21 protein-coding genes are annotated in these 21,274 nt (G+C 26.9%); 19 read left to right on the forward strand and 2 right to left on the reverse strand.

The window, feature by feature from the left end; translation table 11 throughout:
- The first annotated feature begins 2 nt into the window (after window positions 1-2).
- From rfbC to A8C32_RS13670, 18 genes are all read left to right on the forward strand, one after another.
- Window positions 3-548 carry a dTDP-4-dehydrorhamnose 3,5-epimerase gene (gene rfbC, locus A8C32_RS13585; protein ID WP_069830975.1) on the forward strand — a complete coding sequence of 182 codons (546 nt, stop codon included), beginning with the start codon at window positions 3-5 and terminating at the stop codon, window positions 546-548.
- Entirely contained in the window at window positions 545-1,399 is an 855-nt protein-coding gene (gene rfbD / locus A8C32_RS13590) for a dTDP-4-dehydrorhamnose reductase (RefSeq protein ID WP_069830976.1), read from the forward strand. The genes rfbC and rfbD overlap by 4 nt, the downstream gene beginning before the upstream one ends.
- A gap of 131 nt (window positions 1,400-1,530) precedes the next feature.
- Entirely contained in the window at window positions 1,531-2,736 is a 1,206-nt protein-coding gene (locus tag A8C32_RS13595) for an acyltransferase family protein (protein ID WP_069830977.1), read from the forward strand.
- A 60-nt stretch (window positions 2,737-2,796) separates the two neighbouring features.
- Window positions 2,797-3,150, forward strand: coding sequence for a beta/alpha barrel domain-containing protein (locus A8C32_RS21130; RefSeq protein WP_240491749.1), 354 nt, complete (start codon window positions 2,797-2,799; stop codon window positions 3,148-3,150).
- Window positions 3,151-3,259: 109 nt separating this feature from the next.
- Window positions 3,260-3,937 carry an acylneuraminate cytidylyltransferase family protein gene (locus A8C32_RS13605; protein ID WP_069830979.1) on the forward strand — a complete coding sequence of 226 codons (678 nt, stop codon included), beginning with the start codon at window positions 3,260-3,262 and terminating at the stop codon, window positions 3,935-3,937.
- Window positions 3,930-4,127 (forward strand): hypothetical protein, encoded by a 198-nt coding sequence (locus tag A8C32_RS13610; protein WP_069830980.1) that lies wholly within the window; start codon window positions 3,930-3,932, stop codon window positions 4,125-4,127. Before A8C32_RS13605 ends, A8C32_RS13610 begins: the two co-directional genes overlap by 8 nt.
- Complete coding sequence (locus A8C32_RS13615) at window positions 4,118-5,578, forward strand: oligosaccharide flippase family protein (RefSeq protein ID WP_069830981.1); 1,461 nt, start codon at window positions 4,118-4,120, stop codon at window positions 5,576-5,578. The genes A8C32_RS13610 and A8C32_RS13615 overlap by 10 nt, the downstream gene beginning before the upstream one ends.
- Before the next feature lies 1 nt (window position 5,579).
- Window positions 5,580-6,806 carry a hypothetical protein gene (locus tag A8C32_RS13620; RefSeq protein ID WP_069830982.1) on the forward strand — a complete coding sequence of 409 codons (1,227 nt, stop codon included), beginning with the start codon at window positions 5,580-5,582 and terminating at the stop codon, window positions 6,804-6,806.
- 510 nt (window positions 6,807-7,316) lie between these two features.
- On the forward strand, window positions 7,317-8,147 hold the full coding sequence (locus tag A8C32_RS20360) for a hypothetical protein (RefSeq protein ID WP_123803432.1): 831 nt from the start codon (window positions 7,317-7,319) through the stop codon (window positions 8,145-8,147).
- Window positions 8,137-8,985, forward strand: coding sequence for a glycosyltransferase family protein (locus tag A8C32_RS13630; RefSeq protein ID WP_069830984.1), 849 nt, complete (start codon window positions 8,137-8,139; stop codon window positions 8,983-8,985). Before A8C32_RS20360 ends, A8C32_RS13630 begins: the two co-directional genes overlap by 11 nt.
- Entirely contained in the window at window positions 8,978-10,087 is a 1,110-nt protein-coding gene (locus A8C32_RS13635) for a glycosyltransferase (RefSeq protein ID WP_083253351.1), read from the forward strand. The genes A8C32_RS13630 and A8C32_RS13635 overlap by 8 nt, the downstream gene beginning before the upstream one ends.
- Window positions 10,088-10,619: 532 nt before the next feature.
- Entirely contained in the window at window positions 10,620-11,363 is a 744-nt protein-coding gene (locus tag A8C32_RS20720) for an O-antigen ligase family protein (protein WP_165605845.1), read from the forward strand.
- 16 nt (window positions 11,364-11,379) lie between these two features.
- On the forward strand, window positions 11,380-12,486 hold the full coding sequence (locus A8C32_RS13645; RefSeq protein WP_069830986.1) for a DUF1972 domain-containing protein: 1,107 nt from the start codon (window positions 11,380-11,382) through the stop codon (window positions 12,484-12,486).
- 349 nt (window positions 12,487-12,835) lie between these two features.
- On the forward strand, window positions 12,836-13,603 hold the full coding sequence (locus A8C32_RS20365) for a hypothetical protein (RefSeq protein ID WP_205635396.1): 768 nt from the start codon (window positions 12,836-12,838) through the stop codon (window positions 13,601-13,603).
- Window positions 13,604-13,791: 188 nt separating this feature from the next.
- Window positions 13,792-15,192, forward strand: coding sequence for a nucleotide sugar dehydrogenase (locus A8C32_RS13655; RefSeq protein WP_069830988.1), 1,401 nt, complete (start codon window positions 13,792-13,794; stop codon window positions 15,190-15,192).
- 6 nt (window positions 15,193-15,198) lie between these two features.
- On the forward strand, window positions 15,199-16,185 hold the full coding sequence (locus tag A8C32_RS13660) for a UDP-glucuronic acid decarboxylase family protein (protein WP_069830989.1): 987 nt from the start codon (window positions 15,199-15,201) through the stop codon (window positions 16,183-16,185).
- Window positions 16,186-17,538: an undecaprenyl-phosphate glucose phosphotransferase gene (locus A8C32_RS13665; RefSeq protein WP_069830990.1), complete on the forward strand. Its 1,353-nt coding sequence runs from the start codon at window positions 16,186-16,188 to the stop codon at window positions 17,536-17,538. It begins immediately after the preceding gene.
- A 7-nt stretch (window positions 17,539-17,545) separates the two neighbouring features.
- The gene (locus A8C32_RS13670) at window positions 17,546-18,325 is read left to right on the forward strand and encodes a glycosyltransferase family 2 protein (protein ID WP_083253352.1); all 780 of its coding nucleotides are present in this window, start codon (window positions 17,546-17,548) and stop codon (window positions 18,323-18,325) included.
- Here A8C32_RS13670 and A8C32_RS13675 read toward each other — a convergent pair.
- Entirely contained in the window at window positions 18,309-19,616 is a 1,308-nt protein-coding gene (locus A8C32_RS13675) for a phenylacetate--CoA ligase family protein (RefSeq protein WP_069830992.1), read from the reverse strand. The genes A8C32_RS13670 and A8C32_RS13675 overlap by 17 nt on opposite strands.
- A gap of 144 nt (window positions 19,617-19,760) precedes the next feature.
- Here A8C32_RS13675 and purD point away from each other — a divergent pair, with 144 nt between their 5' ends.
- Window positions 19,761-21,035 (forward strand): phosphoribosylamine--glycine ligase, encoded by a 1,275-nt coding sequence (gene purD, locus A8C32_RS13680; RefSeq protein WP_069830993.1) that lies wholly within the window; start codon window positions 19,761-19,763, stop codon window positions 21,033-21,035.
- On the opposite strand, the gene A8C32_RS13685 is transcribed toward purD, so the two are convergent.
- Window positions 21,030-21,257 (reverse strand): DUF6341 family protein, encoded by a 228-nt coding sequence (locus tag A8C32_RS13685; RefSeq protein WP_069830994.1) that lies wholly within the window; start codon window positions 21,255-21,257, stop codon window positions 21,030-21,032. The two genes, purD and A8C32_RS13685, sit on opposite strands and share 6 nt — an antisense overlap.
- Between the last annotated feature and the right edge of the window lie 17 nt (window positions 21,258-21,274).

The following is a 21,274-nucleotide window of genomic DNA, read 5'->3' on the forward strand; positions in this document are numbered from 1 at the left end:
TAATGACGGTAAAAGAAACTAAATTAAAAAACTGTTTTATAATAGAACCCAAAATTTTTGAAGATGAGAGAGGCTATTTTTTTGAAAGTTTTAATCAGTTAATGTTTAATAAATTAACAGGTAAAAGCGTAAATTTTATTCAAGACAATGAATCCTTTTCTTCAAGAGGAGTTTTAAGGGGTTTACACTACCAAGTTGGAGAATATGCCCAAGCAAAATTGGTTAGAGTGATAAAGGGCAACGTATTAGACGTAGCGGTTGATATAAGGAAGGATTCATTAACATATGGAGAGTATGTAGCGATAGAGTTATCAGAAGATAATAAAAAGCAATTATTTATACCTAGAGGGTTTGCTCACGGGTTTATTGTTTTAAGTGAGACAGCAATTTTCTCATATAAATGTGATAATTTTTATAATAAAGAATCAGAAGGAGGTATTATTTTTAATGATAAAACTCTTGCTATCGATTGGAAATTATCATCAGATAAATTTATTGTATCCGAGAAAGACAAGGTCTTACCAGCAATGGAAAATGCTAGACTATGAAAAATATTTTAGTAACTGGAGGTAGAGGGCAATTAGCTTCTTGTATTAAAGTTTTAGATAATAAGTTGATTGATTTTAATTTTATCTATGTAGATTCTGATGGATTAGATATTACCAAAAAAACAAAGATTGTTGCTTTTTTTGAAAAACAAAAAATCGACTATTGTATAAACTGTGCAGCTTATACCGCTGTAGATAAGGCAGAATCAGATCAAGAGTTAGCTAAAAGTGTTAATGAAACTGGTGTCAAGTATTTAGTAGAGTCATGCAAGAAATTTGACGCAATATATATACAGATATCTACAGATTTTGTTTTTGATGGAAAACAATCAACACTTTATAACGAAGAGGATGATGTAAACCCATTAAACGTTTATGGGCTGACCAAGTTTAATGGAGAAAAAGCTACCTTAGCGCATAAAAAACATTTTATAATTAGAACATCTTGGTTATACTCAGAGTATGGGAATAATTTTTTAAAAACAATGCTAACATTAGGACAAGAAAGAGATGTGCTTAGTATTGTTAGTGACCAAATAGGCACTCCTACTTATGCTGGAGATTTAGCAGAGATTGTTTTAAGGATAATAAGAGATAATAATAGTTCTTTTGGAATTTACCATTATAGTAATGAAGGTGTAGCAAGTTGGTATGATTTTGCGTATGCAATTTTTGAAGAAATAAAAATTAATATTAAGTTACTTCCAATTAGAACTGAAGCATATCCAACACCTGCTAAACGGCCAAGTTTTAGTGTTATGGATAAATCTAAAATTAAAAAAGAACTAAATATTGAAATACCATATTGGAAAGAAAGTTTAGAGAAGTGTTTAAAGAAAATGGTTCTTTAGTTTTGCTATACCTTGGCTAAGAAAGAAAAATGATTCTATATTAATTTAGTTAATAAAAAAGAAATTTTACTAGAAGAAACTAGGTTACAGAATACAAAAAAAATTATGATTTTAGGAAAATATAGTAGGATATGTTGAAAATTGAATTGGGAAGTAATAGAATCTTTGGTCTAGATTTATTAAGGTTCTTTGCTATTATTATGGTATTGATTTCTCATGGGAGATCAATTTTAAATCCTATTTTTAATTCTACAGATTTTATGTCTTTGGGAGGATTTTGGGGAGTAGAATTGTTTTTTGTTTTAAGTGGGTTTTTAATTGGAGGGATTTTAATAAAAATATTCGAAAAAGAAGATTCATTTGATAAAGAAATAATACTGTCGTTTTGGAAAAGAAGATGGTTTAGAACACTTCCAAATTACTATCTAATTCTTATAATAAATGTTTTAATTGCAATTGCAATTGGTCGATTCGTTTTTAACGATATTAGATATTATTCGATTTTTTTGTTTTTTCAAAATTTTTTCACTCGTCATCCTGGTTTTTTTGGTGAAGCATGGAGTTTAGCAGTAGAGGAATGGTTTTATTTAATTTTTCCTGTAATTTTATTTTTTGTCAATAGCTTATTGTTTCCTTTACAGAAAAAGCAGAGTAAATTTCTTATTAGTATTATAATTGTTTTTCTGTGTTCTTTTATTTTGAAGTTAATTACAGTAATATATTTAAATGCGGAATGGGACTCAGGTATAAGAAAGATAGTACCGTTGAGGTTGGATTCAATTTTGACGGGAGTATTGTTTGCTTGGTTGAATTATTATAAAATAGATGTATTTGTTAAATATAAAAAGATAATGTTGGTATTTGCATTTTTTTTATTGACAATATCTTTATTTAATTATTACAATGATATATTGAAAGAAGGTATACTAGAATCTTCTTTTTTTAGTAAAACATTATATTTTAATATAACAAGTTTAGGATTTGCATTTTTATTGCCATATGCTAATTCAAACAGAACAGTTGGTTTGAAATCAATATGGAGAAAAGGAGTAACTTTAATATCTCTTATTTCGTATTCAATGTATTTAATACATTATTCTTTTGTTTTTTTAGTTATCAATAGGCTTTCTAAGATTAATGATTCTATTATGTTTTCCATCATTATGTACTGTTGCTATTTTGGGATTACAATTATATTTTCCATTTTATTGTATAAATATTTTGAAAAACCAATGACAGATTTAAGAGATTTTAACTCAAATACGAAAGGTTTAAATAGTGTTAAAAGTTATGTAAAAAAAGGGGTTATGGTCGTTAGTAATGCTATAAAACCATAAGTTTATGATATTTGATACGTAATGTTTAAAAATAAATTATTTTTAATTATAAGAGAAGTAATGAGTTTTAAAATTTTAGATTGCACGCTTAGAGATGGAGGTTATTATACCAATTGGGATTTTGATAAACAATTATTGATTAAATATAGTAGAGCAATGGAGGAATTACCAATTGATTATGTTGAAATTGGCTATAGAAGTATTACTTTAGAGGGGTATTTAGGTAAGTGTTTTTATTGTCCAGAGTATGTAATGAAAGAGCTAGAAGCCATAAATTTCACTAATGTTTCAAATAATTCTCCTATGGTTTTAGCTGTCCAAACGGCTTTGGATCTTGGAGTAACATCTATTCTAATGACTGGGTTTGATGACTATGATGATTCTCTAAACCAATCACAGTTAATGTTGGCTTAAGAAAATCAAAAAATAACTAGCGACATTATAAAAATTAAAAACGTCACAGTTTCTACTGTAACACCAACAAAATATAAATAAAAATAGCTTCAATTTATAATTTAATATAATGATAACAGTATTTTTACCTTGTAGGGCAGGGAGCCAAAGAGTCCCTAAAAAAAACACTAAAAATTTCTCAGGAATAGAAGGTGGATTACTACGTATTAAATTAGAGCAATTACTAAAAGTTTCAATGATAGATAGAATAATTGTTTCTACAAATGATCAAGAAGTCATTAGAATTGCATCAAAAATAAGCAGCGATATTGTTATTGATGTTAGACCAGAATATTTGGCTACATCTTTAACTAGTACAGATGATTTAATAAATTATGTGCCAAAAATAATCAAAGAGGGTCATATTTTGTGGACACATGTAACATCTCCATTTTTAACCAATACGGTTTATGAGGATGTAATAAAAACATATTTTGAAGTTTTAAAAAAAGGTGAAAATGATAGTTTAATGACGGTTAATAAAGTACAGACTTTTTTGTGGAATAAAGAAGGTAGTATTAACTATGACAGGAATATTGAGAAATGGCCAAGAACACAAACCTTACCCGAACTATTTGAAGTAAATAGTGGTGTTTTTATTAACTCTAGAGATAATTATGTAAATGGAGGTGATAGAATTGCTGAAACTCCTTTTCTTTATAGGACAAAAGGCTATGCTTCTTTTGATATTGATTGGGAACATGATTTTAGCTTAGGTGAATTAATATATAAAAAACTCAATGAATAATATACAAAATGTCTTATGGGGTTTTGATGGTGTTATATTTGACTCATTAGGATTTATTAAAGAAAATCATAATAAATATAAGCTTCATATTATTTCTTGGGTATTTGATGATCAAGCCCCCTCTTTTTTATGTAAAGGAATAGATATATTGATAAGTTCTCAACATTTAAACAGTAAACAATGTCTTTAGCTCGAAATACTTTATTTGTTTCACTTGCTAATTTCTGTACTACTTTGTCCAATTTAGCTTTAACCATAGGATTAGCTTGGCTATTAATAGATAAAGAGGACTTTGGAAAGGTACAGCAGCTATTTATGATAGCGAGTTTTACATTGTCTATCTTGTCTGGTTTCCCTACGGGTTTAAGTTATTTTTATGGTTTTCATAAATCCTATAGTGATAGAGTTAAGCTTTTCAAAAAGTTTGTGTTATCAATGTTAATTGGTTTAGGAGTAATTTGTATAGGCATATTTGCATTTAAAAATGTAATTGCTGTAAGTTTTGAGAATAATTTGATAATACATTATTTCTTTTTATTTATAGGAATAGTTTTTTTAAAAGCTCTAACAAGTTATTTTGTTAATTATTTTGCTATTATTAAAAAGACAGATAAACTTTTTATAATAAATTTTTCATATTTTATTTTTATAATGGCGTTTTTGACTTTATTATGGTTAAAAAAGGAATTAGTTTCAATTGAATTAATATTAGTCTATATTCTTCTCCTAGAAATAGTAAAAATGATTTTTTGCTTTTTATTTATTATGAAGTATTTAAAAGTCAAGGGAGAGCTACTAATTAATAAAAAAGAATTCTTATATATTTTACCAATCACAGGAGTAACTTTACTAAATACATTATATGTCTTTATAGACAAGTATATGATTTCGGTAATGCTTAACCCTAAGGCTTACGCAGAGTATCAAGTAGGAGCATTTATTATACCGTTTGTTGGGATAATTACTGGGTCAATAATGGTAACGTTGTTACCTGTTTTTTCAAAACTATCTAAAGAAGAAAAATTTAGTGAAATAGTTTCTATATTAAAAGAAACGACAAAAAAAACCACGTTACTTTTAATCCCTATTTTTTGTTATTGTTTAATTTTTGGAAAAGAGCTTATAATTTCAGTTTATTCTGAAAAGTATTCTTTTTCTGGTGAAATATTTAAAATATATACGTTGCGTTTTTTTACTACTGTAATACTGTTTTCAATAACAATGGCTTCTATCGGTTTGCAAAACTGGGTGGTATTAACGGCATTTATTTCGTTAGTTTTAAATGTAATATTAAACTATTTTTTCATATTGAACTATGAGGTGATGGGAGCAGTTTATGCGACTATAATTACTGGGTATTTGGGAATAATTCTTCCAATATATCTCATAAATAAAAAGTTAAAAACAAAATTTTTAAATTATTTCCCTTTAAAAGAATATGCTTTTATTGTTTTGACATCAATTTTGGTAGCATATATAATGTATTTCATTGCATTTAAAATTTTGATGTTATCTGGAGTTTGGTCATTGTTTATGGCTGGGTTCTATTATTTTATTATTTTATTGTTTTCTAATAAATTATTTAAAGTTTTTGAAATGAAAAACTTATTTGAAAATCTACGATCAAAAATAGGAATATAGTATGAACGTTTTTTCTTTAGAGAAGCTTAAAGAACTTGAGCACCAAATAGGAGATTATAAAGAATATGATTTGTTTAAAATTATGGCTATTGAATTAGCTTTAATTAGCTCGAACAATGAAGCTATAAAACTAGCTACTTTTGGCAAGTTTTTCTTTTTTTATAACTTTGAGAAGTTAAGATTAAATAGAAATTTGTTTTTTGCTATTGGAAATCACGGTAGAAAGGATTATAACGAAATAATAAATTATGTAAAAAATAAATTTGAAAAATCGTCTTATTCGTTTTTTGATTATGGTAAAGCAAAAATAAGGCTTAAAATAAATGTAAAAAATATTCTAACATCGCTTATTACTGGAATACGTCTTAAAGGAAATATAAGTTACAAAAATAGATTCCTAATTGCCTCAAAAATTTGTTTTTATAAAAACACTATAGATAATCTTGAAAAAGTAAAACTTGAAGACTCTTTAAAAAAAGCAATTGTATTTAGCAGTGTTCATCCTTTAGAGGGACTGTTTTTGTATTTTTTTAAGAAGAGAAAAACACCTGTATATTCATTACAACATGGAGTATACTACATTTACAAGAAAACTCCGCCTATAGATTGTATTCTTTATGAAAACTTTAATGCCGATTTTCACTTATGCTGGGGAGAGTATTCTAAAAAAGAATTGATTAGTTATGGAATAAATAGAGATAAAATACTAGTAGCAGGTTATCCTAAGAATTCTGAACTGAGAATTAATACAAATATTATTACTGAAAAGTGTATTGTTTTGTTAGCTAGATCTATTTTTAATGAATCTAATAAAAAACTTATTTCAGTTTTAAAACAATTTATTAAAAAGGAACCAAAAGCAGAATTTTATTTTAAATTACATCCTTCGTTAAATAGAGGAGATTATAATGATGTTTTAAATACCAATAATTTTTTTCTCATTGATGATGAAATAACGTTGAAAGAGATTTTAATTAAAAGCGATTATTCAAAAGCTATTTGTGTTTATACTACAGCTTATTATGAAGCCTATCTAAATGGAATAGTTGCATTGAGATATTATGATGGTAAATCAGAACTTTCTGAGGGTGTTCAAGATGACGTTTTTGAAAATATAGATGATTTGCTAAGAGTATTTAATTTGAGTTTTTCTAAGAATGAGATAGAAAGAAAATTACAGCATGTAATAGGCTTGAATGTAGATAACTATTTTGAAATTTTAAATTAAATTAACTTGATATCAGACTTAGCTTTTTTATTAATAGGAACGTTGTTTTACATCCTTTTTTTTTATTCTTTTCTTTTAAAGAATAAAACGCCCTTTTTTATAACATGCCTTTTTTTGATAATTGCTCATGATTTTATATTTATAAATTTAAGTTTTTTTGCATCTAAAACTACAACGTATATTCTAAAAGCGTGGCAAGAATATCTTTTTTTGTTTTTATTATTAATATTTCTATATAATAAAAATAAAATTCAAAAACAGGTATTTAGTATTTTTATAATAATAATATTTTTATCTATATACGGTTTTTTCATTTCTATATTAACATCGCAAGATTTATTAAATACTATACTGTCTTGGAGAAGTTATTTATTGCCAATTATGATACCATGTTTATTATATATAAACAATGGGTTTAAGAATGTTTCGATAAAGACATTAATAACTACATTAAGTGTAGTTTTGTTTGTTTTAATTATATATGCTAAATATCAAACCTTTTTATTTGATATGTCAGGGGGACAAAACTTAACGTTTTTAAAAGGAGATTTTAGAGCCAATGCTAGACGAGCCATGAGTGGATCATTATGGTTTTATGATTTTTTTGGAGATGATCATTTAATACCAAGGTGGTTTAATATGATTAGAGATAATAAATTAAGAGCAACAAGTATATTTGTAAGCCCAATAATTTTTGCTCAATTTTTAGGTGTCTTAGGTTCTATTTTTTTAGCGTACTATCATAGAGGTATAAAAAAAAGAAAATATTTAATTTTAATAATTGTGTTAATTGCTCTATATGGTGTTTTATTATCACAAGTTAGAGCTGGTTTTGTGTATTTCGCAATTACTTTTTTAGCTATTTATGTATTTAAAAAATTCAAGCAAAATTATATTTTATTAGTACTAGTGCCTCTTACATTTGTTTTTATTACTTTTTTTGGCTTAATATTCTTTAAGTTAGGAGATTCTTCTTCAGTTGGAAGACTAAATCAGTATGTTGATTTAATTAATAATTTTAAAATTTTTGGTTACGGTTTAGGAGCAAGAAGAGCTATAGTTTATTATGACTCACTCATAATATCTACAATGATGGCGTTCGGGGTTTTTAGTTTTTTATATTTTAAAGTACATTTTACGTTATTAAAAAGTATTTTTAAAATTGAAAAAAGTCAAGTAAGAGGAGATTCTATTAATTTTTTAGGACTAGGTTTATTAGGAAGTTTTTCTGCATTCATTTACTTCATATTTTTCCATTATTCTATTGGGTCTACACCATTAAGATTTTTGTATTTTGTGGCTTTTTATTTTATGTATAAAATTTATGAAGATGATAGTTAAAAACAATTTTTTTTTAATTGGAGTTGTATTATTTAAAGAAAAACTTTTAGAAGCTTCAACTATATGTTCACTCATTAAAATAGTAGATGATCTCAATAAGTTTGGATCTAAATTAGTAATTTGGGATAATAGCCCATATAAACAAGAAGAAAAGGATTGCGAGTTCTTAGAGTCTTTATTTAATCAATTTTACTACAAGCATACTCCAGAAAATATGTCTTTAGCTAAAGTATATAACAATATGTACAAAGCTAATTTAGGTTATAGTTTTTTTGTACTCTTTGATCAAGATAGTGAGTTTTCAGTAGATTATTTTAACAAAGTTCTATTAGAAAGTTTTATAAATAAAAAGATAAATCTTTTTTTACCCATAATTAAAACAGGTGATTTAATAGCGAGTCCTGCTAATCGCTTTTTTGTAACAGGTAGATATTGGAAAGAAAAGAGAACAGGGTTAGTTGATGCTAAAAACAAGCTTGCTATTACTAGCGGAATGGCTATTTCAATTAATTATTTAAAGAAAGAATTTAAAGAGTTTAATGAAAATTTAAATTTATACGGAATAGATTCTCATTTTATGATAAATTATGAAAAATTCAATGACTATTTTTTTGTTTTAGATTATGAAATGAAACATGATTTGTCATATTTTAATAATGAGGATTTAGAAAAAAAATTATTTAGATTTTTGAACCATAAAGAATCAATAATTGAAGTCTACAAGAAAGAATCTGTTTTACTAAATATTATTTCTAGGTTCTTTATTTTAGGAAGTAGCATAAAAATGTCAATCTTAAATAAAGATATAAGATTTCTTATAAAAAAGAAGAATGGATAAAGAAAAGGCAAGTAAGATAAAGGTATTAATGGTAAGTAGGTCAACATTGTATAGTTCTCCTGGTGGAGATACAATACAAATTAAGGAAACTGCAAACTTTTTAAGGAAATTAAAAGTATGTGTTGATATAAAACTTACAAATGAATTAATCAATTATGATGATTATGATTTGATTCATTTTTTTAACATAATCAGACCTAATGACATTCTTTATCATATAAAAAAAGCAAAGAAGCCTTTTGTAGTTTCGACGATATATGTTGACTACACGGAGTATGAGCATAAGAATAGAGGAGGACTTATGGGGTTAATCTCTAAAATATTTTCGCCAGATCAAATAGAATATATTAAAACAATTGCTAGAGCTATAATTAACAATGAAAAAATATATGATTTAGAATATATTTTTAGAGGACATAAGAATTCTATAAAAAAAGTTATAGAAAAATCGAGAATGTTACTACCAAACTCTAAAAGTGAAATGGATAGAATTGTGAAATCTTATGGATTAGAGGCAAATTATAGAGTAGTACCAAATGCCGTTAATCCATTGCTTTTTGATAATTTAAACGAAAAAAGAATAGAGAGTAATGAAAGGTCAGGAGTAATTTGTGTTGGTAGAGTTGAAGGGAGGAAAAATCAATTAAATCTAATAAAGGCTTTAAACGATACTAATTATAATTTATATATTATAGGTAACCCCTCTCCAAATAATATTAAATATTATGAAAAATGCAAGGAAGTAGCAAAAGAAAATGTAATATTTATTAATCATTTAAGTCAAAATGAACTTATAAAATATTACAAGAAAGCAAAAGTACATATATTGCCTAGTTGGTTTGAGACGACAGGTTTAACATCTCTGGAGGCTGCTTATTTAGGTTGTAACATAGTAGTTACAGATAAAGGAGATACATTAGAGTATTTTAAAGATTTTGCAAATTATTGCGAACCAGATGATATCGATTCTATAAAAAAGGCAGTTAAATTAGCTTATAGTAAAAAAAACAATGATAAGTTTGTAAAGTATATTGAAGAAAATTATACTTGGCAAAAAACGGCAGAAATAACAAAAAAAGCATACCTTGAATCAATTACTTAAAGCCTGTAGAAAAACTCTAAATAATCAATATTTAAAGGAAAATATTTTTTACATATCAATATGTCTTGTTGCATTCACAATGCCTCTAGATATGAATATAAATACATACGCAATAATATTTTCTTTATCTATTGCTGTGATTAATTTTATAAAAAAAAAGCAGTTTACATATTTTAAATCTATTGTAATTTTACCTGTTTTTTTTTTAATATTAATCTTATCATTAATAGTTACTGATAATATAAAGGGAGGATTAAAGTTTTTAGAATATAATTTAAGTTTTATTGCAATACCTTTTATTTTTTTTCAATTCGGAAAAGTAAACCAAAAACAAAAAAGAACTCTTTATAATTGTTTTTCTTTTGGAGTACTATTAATAGCGGTTTTTTTGTTGATAAAAGCGGTTTTTAGATTCATAGAAATTGGCAGTACTGAAGACTTTTTTTATCATGCTTTTACATCTCCAATTGATTTCCATCCTGTTTACCTATCTATCTATGTTTATTTTTCTATATTAATCACAATTTATTTTATGATTAAGAAGAAAAAGATAGAAATCTTAAATGTGATTAAATTAATTTTTTATCTGTTTACCTTACTACTGCTATCTTCTAAAAGTATATTAATATTTACAAGTATTACATTATTAATACTTATAATTTATAATTTAAAGTATTATAAGTTAAAAATATATTCATTTTTTTTTGTTTTATTAGTTGTTTTAACATTAGTTCTAAAGGTTGGTTTTATAAAAAACAGATTTAGTGAAGTCTTAAATATTAATAGTTTAAGTGAGTTGAAAGAGGAAAGAATGACAGATTTTAAAAAGGTCAATGGCTTGACTCTACGATTAATGTTTGTTAAATTCTCCATCCAAGATTTTATAGAAAGCCCTAAAAATATACTTTTTGGAGTAGGGGTCGGAGATAGAAAAGAATTTTTAAATTCTGTGTATGAGAATCATAATATGGCTAGAAAAATAAAAGAGAAAAGCTTAGGGTATTATAATTATAACACTCATAATCAGTATGTAGAGATTTTTTTAGGGTTAGGCACTGTTGGACTTTTATATTTTATTTGGATGTTTTTTTATTGTGTAAAGCGTACAAAAGAAGAATTTATAGCAAAATATATTTATGGATTATTAATTTGGAGTTTCTTTTTTGAAGCTGTTCTTAATAGAAATAAAGGAATAGTTTTCTTTGTGTTTTGGACAACTGTTTTTCTATGTATAGAATATAGTAGCGAAAAAAATAATAGTATAATTCTAGATTAAAAGACTTATAAGTTTTATGAAAATAGCAATATTAGGAACAAGAGGAGTTCCAAATAATCATGGAGGTTTTGAACAATTTGCAGAGTTTTTTTCTAAATACTTAGCGGATAAAAACCATGAGGTTTATGTTTATAATTCTCATAACCATCCTTATCAGGAAAGGATGTGGGAAGGTGTTAATCTTTTACATATATATGATCCAGAATTTAAAATGGGAACAGTTGGACAATTTATATATGATTTCAATTGTATAAGAGATACAAGAAAAAGAAATTTTGATATTATTCTCCAATTAGGATATACTTCAAATTCAATTTGGCATTGGCTTTTGCCTAAGAAATCTATAATTATAACAAACATGGATGGTTTAGAATGGAAACGATCTAAGTATTCAAGTTTAGTTAAAAGTTTTCTTAGATACGCTGAAAAATTAGCAATTAAATCGAGTGATTATTTAATTTCGGACTCTATAGGGATACAAGATTATATTTTAAAAAAATATAAAAGGTCATCTAAGTTTATTGCATATGGTGCATCAATTTTTCACAAACAAAATGAAGACGTATTAGCAAAGTTTAATGTTACAAAGTATAATTATTGTGTTATAATAGCGAGATTAGAGCCTGAAAACAATATTGAAACCATAATTGAAGGATATCATAAATCAGCTGTTCCATACAATTTAATTGTTTTTGGATCAATAAATAGTTACGGTAAGTATTTGAAGTCAAGGTATTTAAGTGACAGTCGGATATGTTTTTTAGGGGCTAATTATAACCTAGATGAATTAAATAATTTAAGATTTTTTTCCAGGTATTATTTCCATGGACATTCTGTAGGCGGAACAAACCCATCGTTGTTAGAAGCAATGGCATCTAATGCGTTAATTATAGCAAATAACAATATATTTAATGAAGCAATATTAGGAAAACATGCTAAATATTTTAATGATTCTAAGGATATTGAAAATCTTTTAAATCAAGATGTATTATTTGAGAACAAAGAAAATTATACAAAAGGAAACATAAAAAAAATTGATACTTTGTATAATTGGGAGAAAATTAATGATACTTATGAAAAGTATATTCTAGAACAGTTGGAGAAAAAAAATAAAGATGATTAATAATAAATTAATTTCAAAGTTTAACCAAAACCTAATTATAGGTTTTATTGGGTTTAGTTTTTTCTTTGATTTCATTGACAAAATTGATATATTTTATAAAGCTGATTTTTTTAAATTTAATAGAGCTCTTAAATTTTTTTTTGTTCTGTATTTGGTGTTTTTTAATGCTAAATTTTTTAAGTATATATATATGAACCTCAGACATGTAGTTTATGCTTTTGTAATAATATCCATTGTTTTTTTATTAAAAAACAATTATTCTTTGCTGTATTTAAATGAATATATAAGGTATGTTTTTGTGTTATTTGTCTTTCCGTTATTGTATCATACCCATACGCATCAAAATTTATTGCCAAAAGTTCATTCAATATTTAAAGTATTTATTATAATAAATGCAATATTGATTTTAATTGGTTTTATTTTTGAAATTAGAGTTTTTCAAGTGTATAGTTCGCAAAGATTTGGTTTTAATGGTATTATTTTAAGTCAAGGGGTAACACCATATATTTATTTAACTGCAACAATTTTATTTTGGTTTCTTAAAGATAAAAAAATGTTAATACTAACATTGTTATTATCTATTGTTTCTGGAGTTAAAGGGGTGTATTTTGCTGAATTTGTATGCCTTAGTTTATTAGTATTGTTTAGTGAAAAAAACAGTAAAGGATTTAAAATAAAAGTTATAGTTACTCTGTCTGTTTTTTTTATTCTTTCAGTCTTAATTATATTTAGTCAACCTACATTTAGAAACGTAATTAATTCCGATGGTTTGTTATCTGCTTTGTTCTCTAATAGAACAGATTACACATTAGAATTATTAAATCAGATAAAACCTGATAATTTTAATATTTTAATAGGAGCAATAGACTTATTAAAAGTGAGATTAGAACTTCAAATAATTGATGTTGTTTTGTTTTTTGGAATTATTGGTTTATTGGTTTATTTTTCATTTTTCTATTTTATTCATAAAGAGTTTATAAAGGGAAGTGTTTCCAATATCTTTTTTTTTACATGCCTTTTTCTCTCATGTTTGAGCGGCAATCTTTTATATATTCCATTTGCTTCATTTTTATTTTTTACGATGTTATTATGTTTGTCTAAGTTTTATTCTAAATAGTTGATGTATTAAAAAAGACCTAGTTTAGATTCGATAACATAATTTTGGTATAAATGATTAAGTAAAACTATATAGAATTGGCAATAACTTACAGTATTAGATTTAAAATATTTAACGATTTTAAAAATAGATATACTTAATTAATTTTTTAAACTTACTTTATTACTTTTGTTCAATAATTTGTGTGTATGAATATAAAAAATATCTGCTGCATTGGTGCAGGCTACGTAGGCGGTCCAACTATGGCTGTAATAGCTAAACAATGTCCTAATATAAAAGTTACTATTGTAGATATTAATGAAGCGAGAATAGCAGCATGGAATTCCGTTAATTTTGATGATTTACCAGTTTTTGAACCAGGTTTAGCAGATATTGTAAAAGAAACAAGAGGGAAAAATTTGTTTTTTTCAACAGATGTAGATAAGGCAATAGATGAAGCTGAAATGATTTTTATTTCTGTAAATACACCAACCAAAACCTATGGTAAAGGAAAGGGAATGGCTGCAGATTTAAAATATATTGAACTATGTGCAAGACAGATAGCAAAAGTAGCTAAACAAAATAAAATAGTTGTAGAGAAGTCTACTCTACCAGTAAGGACTGCTTCTGCTATTAAAAGCATATTGGATGAGACAGGTAATGGTGTTCAGTTTCAAATTTTATCAAATCCAGAGTTTTTAGCAGAGGGGACAGCAGTACAAGATCTATTAATGCCTGACCGAGTACTAATAGGAGGAGATACATCAACTAAAGAAGGAGAAATAGCAGTTCAGTCTTTAGTAAACATATATTCGGAATGGATTCCTAAAAAACAGATATTAACAACTAATGTTTGGTCTTCAGAGCTTTCTAAACTGACAGCTAATGCTTTTTTAGCACAACGCGTTTCATCTATAAATGCGATGTCTGAAATTTGTGAAAAAACAGGAGCAGATGTTAGAGAAGTTTCAAAAGCTATTGGAATGGATTCACGAATAGGCTCTAAGTTTTTAAATGCTTCTGTTGGATTTGGAGGGTCGTGCTTTCAAAAAGATATTTTAAATTTAGTTTATATTGCTAAAAGTTATGGTTTAAATGAAGTTGCCGACTATTGGGAGCAGGTTATCATAATGAATGAGCACCAGAAAAATCGTTTTTCAGATAATATAGTAAGTACATTATATAATACTGTTTCTGGAAAAAAAATAACATTTTTAGGATGGGCATTTAAAAAAGACACTAATGATACTCGCGAATCTTCAGCTATTAAAATTGCTGATAATTTATTAAGTGAACAAGCTAAAATATCTGTCTACGATCCAAAAGTAACTCCTAGTCAAATATATTCAGATATAGATTATTTAGGAACCAGAGCTTATGAAGACAATAAGGCTTTGTTAACCGTGTCAAAAGATGCTTATGAAGCCTGTAATGAGTCTCATGCAATAGCTATATTAACAGAATGGGATGAGTTTAAAAATTACGATTGGAATAGGATTTATAAGAATATGCAAAAACCTGCTTTTATATTTGATGGAAGAGGAATCTTGGACAAGAATACAATAGAAAGTATTGGTTTCACGTATTATAAAATAGGTAGTGGAAATTAGGTAAATATGAAAAAAGTATTAATAACAGGAGCTGCTGGGTTTTTGGGGTCACATTTATGTGATCGACTTATAAAGGAAAATTATTATGTTATCGGAATGGATAATTTCATAACAGGAGATAAAAAAAATCTTGAGCATTTAAATAAAAATCCAAATTTTGAGTTTATTGAACATGATATTACAGAATTTGTAAAAATAGAAGGAGGTCTGGATTATATATTACATTTTGCATCACCAGCTAGTCCTATAGACTATCTAAAAATACCAATTCAAACTTTAAAAGTGGGATCTTTAGGAACTCATAATTTGTTGGGTTTGGCAAAAGCTAAAAAAGCAAGAATATTAATTGCATCAACTTCTGAAATTTATGGAGACCCTCTAGTACATCCACAAACAGAAGATTATTATGGAAATGTAAATACTATTGGTCCAAGAGGTGTTTATGATGAAGCTAAACGATTCCAAGAATCTATAACAATGGCTTATCACAGGTTTCATGGCTTAGAAACAAGGATTGTTCGTATATTTAATACTTATGGTCCAAGAATGAGACTTAATGATGGTAGAGTTATCCCAGCTTTTATGGGGCAAGCCTTAAGAGGAGAAGATTTAACTGTTTTTGGAGATGGATCTCAAACACGATCATTTTGTTATGTAGATGATCAAGTTGAGGGTATTTATAGATTATTGTTAAGTGATTATGTGGAACCTGTAAATATTGGAAACCCTCATGAGATAACGATTAAAGATTTTGCAGAAGAAATTATAAAATTAACAGAAACTAATCAAAAGATAATTTATAAAAATTTACCAATAAACGATCCTTTACAGCGCCAACCAAATATATCGTTAGCTAAAAAAGTATTAGATTGGACGCCCAAAGTTGGAAGAGAAGAGGGTATGAAAATTACATTTGATTATTTTAAAAGTTTGACAGATGAAGAACTTTTTAAGAGCGAGCATAAAGATTTTAAAAACCATATAAAGAAATAAGTGGATTATAAACAAGGAAGATATTCAGGTTTAATAAAACCATTATTTGGATTTATTGATCTTGTCATTATAAATATGACAATTTATCTATTTGAAATAAATTTAAACAACACACCCTTGTTTAGTTTATATATATCCATATTATGGATAATAATTTCAGTGAAAAATCATTTTTACGAAGTTCAAAGACGCTCTAAAATAATCCAAATTATACCACTTTTATTAAGACAAATGCTGCTTTTTGCAATTATCTTATATGCGTTTATAGGTTTTTTTAAACAACCAGTCATTAGTAGATTGGGGCTAGGTAATTATTTTTTATGTGTTTTTGTTGCAATTTTTGTTTTTAAGATTTTTACGTTTTTTTTAATAAAAAAATACAGAACAGTTTTAAGTGGAAATACTAGAAATGTTATTGTTATTGGTAAAAATGAGAAAACTAGACAATTAATAAAAACATTTAATGCGAGATTAGATTTTGGATATATTTTTAAGGCCCAATTTAGCATTAATGATGAGTATTTTTCTTTAGAAAAGTGTTTTAGGTATATTATAGATAATAATATTGATGAAATATATTTTTCTGTTGCAGAGTTAACTAATAAGCAGATAAATGAATTAGTTGATTTTGCAGATAATAACTTAAGAGAACTAAAATTTATACCAGATAATAAGGATATTTATTCTAAAAAACTTAAATATGAATATTATGATTATATTCCTGTTTTATCTTTAAGAGCTATTCCTTTGCAGGAATCAGTAAATAAATTTATTAAAAGATCGTTTGATATATTATTTTCTGCTTTTATTATAATTTTCGTGTTATCATGGCTAACTCCAATTTTGGCTATTTTAATTAAATTAGAATCAAAAGGTCCTGTTTTTTTTAAGCAGTCTAGAAATGGTTTTAATTATAAAGAGTTTGATTGTTATAAATTTAGGTCTATGATGCCTAATAAAGATGCACATTTATATCAAGCTACAAAAGGAGATTTAAGAGTTACTAAAGTTGGAGCTTTTATTCGTAAGACAAGTATAGATGAATTACCTCAATTTTTTAATGTGCTTTTTGGAGATATGTCTGTTGCAGGTCCACGACCGCATATGGTAAGTCATACAAATATGTATGCTCAAAGAATTGATAAGTTTATGGTACGTCATTTTGTAAAACCAGGTATTACAGGTTTAGCTCAAATAAGTGGATTTAGAGGCGAAATTGAGAAAGATAAAGATATTATTAATCGAGTGAAGTATGATATCTTTTATATTGAGAACTGGTCTTTATTATTAGATTTAAAAATCATTATACAAACCTTTGTTAATGCTTTAAGAGGAGAAGAAAAAGCATACTAAAATCATCTTGAAACCACTAGTTTCTATAATAATGCCCATTTATAATTCTGAAGATTTTCTTTCAGCGGCTATATCTAGTGTTATAAATCAAACTTATAAAAATTGGGAATTATTATTAATTGATGATAAGTCAACCGATAAATCTTTAGAAATAGTCCATTTGTTTTTGGACAAGCACTCCAATATTAGGTTTTTTAAGAATGAAACTAATCAAGGAGCAGCTATTTCAAGAAATGAAGGGATTAAGGCAGCAAAAGGAGGTTATATTGCCTTTTTGGATGCGGATGACTTATGGAAGCCAGAAAAATTAGAAAAACAATTAGCATTTATTAATAAAGAAGGATGTGATGTGTGTTTTAGCACTTACGATTTAATTAATGAACAAGGAGAGCTATTAAATAAACAAGTTAAAGCATTAACTATTGTAGATTATAATAAACTTTTAAAAAGTAATTATATAGGTAATTTAACCGGTATTTATAATGCGAAAACTTTAGGTAAAGTCGTATCACCTAATTTGAGAAAAAGACAAGATTGGTTATTGTGGTTAACTGCAATAAAAAAATCTAACAAACCAGCTCAAGGTATTCAAGAGTCTCTTGCTTATTATAGAATTAGAAAAAACTCAATGTCATCAAATAAATTCAATCTTGTAAAACATAATTATTGGGTTTATAAGAAAGGTTTGGGATTTTCTAGAGTAAAATCTATGTATTGTATGTTTGTTTTTTTAAAAGAACATTTTTTTGTAAAATCTAAACAAACAACTTTTACAAATAAGATTTAAATTGCTTTAATTTACCTCTATTAGATCTATCTAAAGTTGTTTTTTGTTCAAAAATAATTGTTAATCCAGGTTCTAAGTACTTTTCGATAGCTTTATTAACACTTTGTATTTTTATATCAGTAAGTTTTTGAGAGCTAGTATAGCTTATTTTAAAAGTATCTATTTTTTGTTGTTCAATAATAAATTCTTTAACATTCAAATTATCTTCGATAACAGTTTTAGTTATATAGTAAAAAGTTAATCCAGCAGCTTTTTTTCCACTAGGTAAAATGGCAATATCGTTTGTTCTACCAATTAGTTTTTCGAGAATAAGCTTATTCTTTAAACTTTTTTGAGAAAGTACTCCAATATCACCTAAATCATATCTTATAAATGGATGAGCCTTATTGTAAAGAGATGTAATAACTATGCGTCCTTCTTGTCCGTTTGGTAAAGGGTTATCATTTTCATCAAGGATTTCAACAAATAAATCATCAGTATTAACAATCCATTCATCCTTTGTATTTTGAAAAGCAATTAATCCAAGCTCAGCAGCACCGTATTCATTTATAATTGGTATTCCAAATTGAGTTTCTAATAAGATTTTATCAGATTCAAAAAGCATTTCAGATGTAACGATACAAGCATTTAATGTAGGGCATATGGTGTTTAGAATAATGTTTTTTCGGTTCAAGTATTTAGCAAACTGTACTATGGAACTTGTATACCCATTTATATAATGAAAAGGAGTAGATTTAAATTTTTCAAGCATCTTTTTAAGCTGAGAATCACTTAAATCAAAAACTGAAAATCTATAACGGTTACTTAAAGCATCTTTTAAGCGCTCCTTATAATATCCTTTTTTGTCTAAAGGAATACCATAGAAACGAGCCTGTTTAGAGGTACTAAAGTTTAAATTGAACCAATCATAGCGATCTATAAAACCAGCCCAAGTTAAAGCGTGGCAAAATTTGTCTTTTGCAAAAATAAAGGGATTACCAGAAGAGCCAGAAGTTTTATTTATATAAACATTTTTTTTAGTAAACCCTTTAGATAACCTATTGGCTAATGGTTGTTGTAAATCATTTTTTGTCATTACAGGGAGACTATTCCAATCTAACGGATTAGTGTTTTTAGCAAAGTCCCTATAAAACGCGTTATGTTTTAAATGATAAGAAACTATTTCTTGCTTTTTAGTTTCATTATAAACTTTAAAGTCGTTTTCATTTTTGTTTTGAATAGTTTTTAAAACCTGTTTAGCTTCCTTGATAGGAAATCCATTGATACGTAATGAAAGGTTGAATAAATTCAAAAGCAAATGATGTTTATAATAACAAAAAAACAAATCTAAATATAAATCCTAATTTTAAACTTGAATAATAGAAAAAAATAGTAATGAATTCGTTACAGATTCTAAAAACACACTATTTTTGCATTTCAATAAAAATAATATACAATGAATATCTTAATTCTTGGTTCTGGCGGAAGAGAACACACATTTGCATGGAAAATTGTTCAAAGCCCAAAATGCGAACATCTATTTGTAGCACCAGGAAATTCAGGAACAGCAGAAATAGCTACTAATGTAAATATTGGTGTAACAGATTTTGAAGCGATTAAAGAATTGGTTTTAGATAAAAACATTGATATAGTTGTTGTAGGGCCAGAAGATCCTTTAGTGCAAGGTGTTCATGATTATTTTTTGAATGATGAAGCCATTAAACATGTTTCTGTTATTGGACCACAAAAAGTAGCAGCAGAATTAGAGGGAAGTAAAGAGTTTGCTAAAGAATTCTTATACCGACATAATATTCCAACAGCAGCTTATGAAAGTTTTACAAAGGAAACGGTTGAAAAAGGCTATGTTTTTTTAGAAACCTTAAATCCTCCTTATGTACTTAAAGCAGATGGTTTAGCAGCAGGAAAAGGAGTTGTTATTTTAAATGATTTAGATGAAGCTAAAGCGGAACTAAAAAGTATGTTGGTTGATGCTAAATTTGGAGCAGCAAGTACAAAAGTCGTTATAGAAGAGTTTTTAGATGGTATTGAGTTAAGCTGTTTTGTATTAACCGATGGTGAAAACTATAAAATTTTACCAACAGCAAAAGATTATAAAAGAATAGGAGAAGGCGATACAGGCTTAAATACAGGAGGAATGGGAGCAGTATCTCCAGTACCTTTTGCAACTGAAGAATTTCTTGCTAAAATAGAAGAACGTATTGTAAAGCCTACAGTTAACGGTTTTAAGAAAGATAATTTACCTTATGTAGGGTTTGTATTTATTGGGCTTATTAAAGTAGGGGACGATCCTAAAGTAATTGAATACAATGTGCGTATGGGAGACCCAGAAACAGAAGTTGTTCTGCCAAGACTTAAAAATGATTTTGTTGAAATATTACAAGCCATGTCTAATGGAACATTAGATAAAATCAATATTGAGATTGATGAGCGTGCGGCAACTACTATTATGTTAGTGTCTGGAGGTTATCCTGAAGCTTATGAAAAAGGAAAAGAAATAGTAGGTGTAGAAGCTATTGAGGGTTCTATACCTTTCCATGCAGGAGCACAAATACAAGAAGATGGAAAAATAGTGACTTCTGGAGGCCGTGTTATGGCTATAACGTCTTATGGAGAGACGTACCAAGAGGCTATAAAAAAATCTTACCAAAATATAGAAAAACTACATTTTGATAAGATGAATTATCGTAAAGATATTGGATTCGATTTATAAAAAAGAATGTGAAGAAACACTTTTGTCTTCTTCATTATTATCATTAAATATTTTTAGTTGCTTCATCCAGTAAACCATAGCAACAAACCCAATTATAATAAAAATCCAAGAAATTGTATTAGCTGCAAACCAGTTTTCAAGTTCTAATGCTCTTAAAGCATCAAGAGGCGTTAAAAGCACATTTACAAATAAATCTTGTATAGCGTAAAATAAATCTTTCATGAGTGTTTGTTTATTGT

Origin of the sequence: Flavivirga aquatica (assembly GCF_001747085.1) — a bacterium.
Classification (GTDB): domain Bacteria; phylum Bacteroidota; class Bacteroidia; order Flavobacteriales; family Flavobacteriaceae; genus Algibacter_C; species Algibacter_C aquatica.